The 4521-nt window shown below is 49.8% G+C and carries 2 protein-coding genes and 1 pseudogene; all 3 read left to right on the forward strand.

The window, feature by feature from the left end; all coding sequences use genetic code 11:
* Positions 1-236, forward strand: a pseudogene (locus PLH26_RS20420) (sialate O-acetylesterase); the annotation flags it as partial.
* A gap of 539 nt (positions 237-775) precedes the next feature.
* Positions 776-3892, forward strand: coding sequence for a PVC-type heme-binding CxxCH protein (locus PLH26_RS20425; RefSeq protein WP_324587870.1), 3117 nt, complete (start codon positions 776-778; stop codon positions 3890-3892).
* Positions 3893-3951: 59 nt separating this feature from the next.
* Positions 3952-4521, forward strand: a 570-nt coding sequence (locus PLH26_RS20430; RefSeq protein WP_324587871.1) for a TIM barrel protein, incomplete at its 3' end; no start/stop codon positions are given.

Genomic DNA, 4521 nt, shown 5'->3' on the forward strand with positions numbered 1-4521 from the left:
ACCTGCAGGGTTTTGAAATAGCCGGCGCCGATAAAGTATTTCATTGGGCCAAAGCGGAGATCCGCGATGGGAAAGTGTTGGTTTGGAGTGATGAGGTGCCCAATCCTGTTGCCGTGCATTATGGCTGGGCCGATGACAATATGGAAGCCAACCTCTTCAATAAAGAAGGCTTACCTGCAGCGCCTTTCCGTACCGATACATGGAAAGGTATTACCGAAGAAGTGCGTTTTAAATGATGACTCCGGGTTCGTATCGCTGTTTTGAAATCCGAAATCCGAAGAAATACAAAGAGCCAAATAGCAAATAACAAGAACCAAACTTGCCTACCGGCAGGCAGGCCTGTCCGCCGGAGCGGATAAAATTCAAATATTAATCGAACCAAAATGTAATCATAATATTCAGGTAAAACCGCCACAATACCAGACTGTTGAAAAATGAGAAAGCAGCAGCGGGATAAAGCTGAAATCACAGTAGCATTGAAGCTCTATCAGGGTTCCTTCCCGAAAACGGGCGGTAATCGTTTTCGGGTGGCTTTTGGTTACTTTTTCCACAAAAAGTAATAAAAAAATATAGAGGTCTGCTCATGACAGGTAAAACCAAATCTGAATCAAGTAAATTCGAAATCCGAAACCTGAAGACAAACCCAACGAAGCCACAAATTAAAAAAGAAAACTGCCAGATTTAATAAGTCACGTGCAATACAGTAAGAAGTCCTCACTGACTGCTGACTGCTGACTGCAAAACATCAAAAGCCAAATATTAGAAAATTCTCAACATGCAAAAAATATCCCCCTTTATCCTTGGCATTTCAGTTGCGTTGTTTTGTTCTTCCTGCAGAGAAAAGCAGGCGGCGTCATCCGGCTTGCCACAGGTACCGGAAGGCTATACGGTTGAAGTAGCGGCAGGTCCCGATCTTTTAGATTATCCCATGTTCGCTACCCTGGATGAAACCGGCCGGCTGTTCGTTTTTGAATCTACCGGTAATGTATATCCTAAAACTGATTCGGCGCTAAAAAATCCAAAATTCAGGATCAAACTTTTAGAAGATAGCAATGGCGATGGCGTGTACGACAAGCGCACCATCTTTGCCGACAAGGTCGGATTTCCCCAGGGCGGCGTTTTTTATAAAGGAAGTTTGTATGCCAGCTCGGCGCCCGACCTGCTGAAATTTACCGATACCGACGGCGATGGCGTAGCCGATCAGCGGGAAGTGCTCCTGAGCGGGTGGACGCTGAACGTAAATGCAAACAGCCTCATCGGTCCTTTTATGGCGCCGGACGGCTGGTTGTACATGACCAGCGCCATTGAAGGCTTTGATGTAACCAGTAAGGAAGGTGTGCAGATGAAAGGCGAAACGGCGCGCATCTGGCGTGTGCGCACGGATGGCTCGGGACTGGAATGGGTATCTGCGGGTGGTATGAATAATCCTGTTGAGCTTACATTTACAGCAGCCGGTGAACCCATCGGAACCGAAACTTATTTTACCGATCCCAAAGCGGGTGAACGGGATGCATTGGTATACTGGACGGAAGGTGGCGTATATCCCAAGCCCAATAGCAATATTGACCGCGATAAGCTGGTAAGAACGGGCAGCCTGATGCCGGTGGTGAGCAAATATTCCCGTGTATCGCCGGCAGGCATCGGGCGGTACAGGAATACGGCATTGGGAGATGATTTTAAAGATAACCTGTTCAGCGCCCAGTTCAATACGCACCGCGTTGTGAGACATAAGCTGTTCAGGGATGGCGCATCTTTCCGTACGGAAGACGAACCGTTTTTCTGGTCGGACAATGAAGATTTTCATCCTACTGATGTACTTGAAGATGCAGACGGCAGCCTGCTTGTAGTAGAAACGGGCGGATGGTTCATCAAGGGATGTCCCTTATCGCAGGTTTCCAAGCCCGAATTAAAGGGTTCTATTTACCGGGTACGCCGCAACGGGACAAAGAAAGCAGGCGACCCCTATGGCAATGCTGTGCAGTGGGCAGGCCTTCAGCCTGCCGACATGGTGAAGCATCTTGAATCGGGCAATGCTTTTGTAAGCGATCGTGCGGCACAACAACTGGCAGATGCCGGTAATGCTGCTATTGAACCGCTTAAAGCCCTGCTCCGGCAGCCTTCTGCTGCAGAGGCAAAAGTGAAAGCTGTTTTTACACTCTACCGGTCAGGCACACCCGAAGCGATGGCAGTAGTGAGAGAAGCATTAAGTGACCCTGACCAACAGGTACGCATAGCCGCGGCGCGTGCTGCCGGACTGGCAAAGGATATTCAGGCTGTAGATAAGTTGATTGAATTAGTGGTGAAGAACGAACCTGCTGTGCGCCGCCAGGCGGCAACGGCTCTCGGGCAGATCAAAGATAAAAAAGCCGTTGGGGCTTTACTTGCCGCCGCCGGTGATACAGACGACCGGTTCGTTCGTCATGCCATCATTTATGCGCTTGTTTCCATCAATGCGCCGGAACCGGTTGCAGCAGCGCTTACCGGTGCTGCAGCCGGCGTGCAGGAAGCGGCGCTCATTTCGCTCGACCAGATGCCTTCCTCCACTTTACAGGCAAAGCAGCTCACATCTTTTTTCAGTGCCGGTAATATATCGTTAAGACATACGGCCTTATGGATAGCGGCTCATCACCCCGAATGGTCGGCCGATATGGTCCGGTTTCTGCAGGGCCGTTTCAAACATGGCCCGTTAAGCAAAGAAGAAGAACAACTTTTCGGCAATATGCTGGTTTCATTTTGCAGTGATACCCGCATGCAGGCGTTTATAGCGGATCAGTTTAAAATGGCAACGCCGGCGCATAAGCTTTTCCTGCTGGGATCAATGGAAGCCTGCGGAACCGAACAATTCCCCGCGGTATGGGTGAAGCAGCTGCAGCTTCAACTGACGCCCGGTACAGATCCGCAGGTTCAATCGCGGGTAATGCAACTGGTTCGCCTTCGCGGGCTTACTTCCCTGTTGAAGCAGTTACAGCAGGTAGCGGATGATGCCAAAAATACCGCGGAACTAAGAGTGGAAGCGATCGCTACTTTACTGAAATCGGAGCCAAAATTCACGGATCACAATTTTGATTATCTCTATGCCGTGCTGAAAAATGAAAAGGAAGCTTCCCTTCGTCAGGAAGCGGCAACCACACTGGCACAGGGAGCGCTTTCGGAAAAGCAGTTGCTGCAATTGTCAACCGGCTTTCTCCCCGAAGCGGATGCTTTTATTTTACCACGCATCGTTCCTGTATTTAAAGGAGCGCATTCCGCGGAGACGGGCAGGGCGCTGGCTGCGGCATTAACACAGTCGCCCAGCCTTTCGGGTTTTACGCCCGAATATCTTGAAAAGATCTTTGAGCAATACCCCGATGAAGTGAAACCGGCTACCGCTCCGCTTATGGCTAAGCTGCATGAAGTAAGGGCCGGCCGGTTGAAACGGCTTGAAGCACTGGAAAAGAACATTCCCAACGGCTCCCTTGATAGCGGTCGGGCCTTGTTTTTTGGAAAAGCCACCTGTTCAACCTGTCATACCATTGGAACGGAAGGGGGGCATTTTGGCCCGGACCTTACCTCCATCCAGCTCGACCGGTCGGCACATGATCTGCTGGAAGCAATTGTATATCCAAGCGCGAGCTTCGTAAGAGAATTTGAAAGCTACCGCATTAAAACGAAAGACGGGGAGTATACAGGCATTATCAGGGAAAGAACACCTGACGCGGTTGTCCTTGCTACTTCTGCCCAAACTGCCGTTCGTATTGCACGGGCAGATATCCTGTCAACCGAAATACTGGATATGTCGCTGATGCCGCAGGGGTTTGACCAGTTGCTGAGCAACCAGGAAATGGCCGATCTCATGGCTTTCATTTTAGGGCAGGACCAGGATCCGGAAACCGATCAGAAGTTATTGAGGTAATTGTGATGCAGTATTACCGTAAATCCGAACACTTCAATATAAATACTTAAACTTCGAGTATGCAGCGACGTAAGTTTATCAATGGATTGCTCACCGGCGCCGCGGCATTAACCGCTGCACCGGCGCCGTTAGCGATGGTTCCCGCAAAAGAGAAGCAGTTTGCGGAGCCGCCTTTCAGGATGAAATTCTCTCCCGATTTTAATATTTTTTCCAGCCTGCCGGGTAAGGATGTTGCCGATGAAATAAAATGGGGCTACGACCAGGGCTTTAGGGCGTGGGAGAACACTTTTCTGAAAAACAGGACTGTGGAGGAACAGGAGCGCATCAGCAAAACCATTCAGCAACTGGGTATGGAGTTCGGGCAGTTTGTAGGCACGTATACCTTTGAGCATGTAACTTTTGCAGGCAGGGATGCGGGGCTGCGGGAAAAAGTGCTGAGTGATGTCCGTGCATCGGTGGATATCGCCAAACGAATGAACACAAAGTTTATTCATAATGTACTGGGCATGGCCGATCCAAAACTCCCGGCCGATTTTCAGATGGCCAATGCCATTGAGTTACTGAAACGTATAGCCGAAATTTACGAACCACACGGGTTAGTGATGGTAATGGAAAGCATGAACCACCGG

The organism is Agriterribacter sp., assembly GCF_035444585.1.
In the GTDB taxonomy this organism is placed as follows: domain Bacteria; phylum Bacteroidota; class Bacteroidia; order Chitinophagales; family Chitinophagaceae; genus Agriterribacter.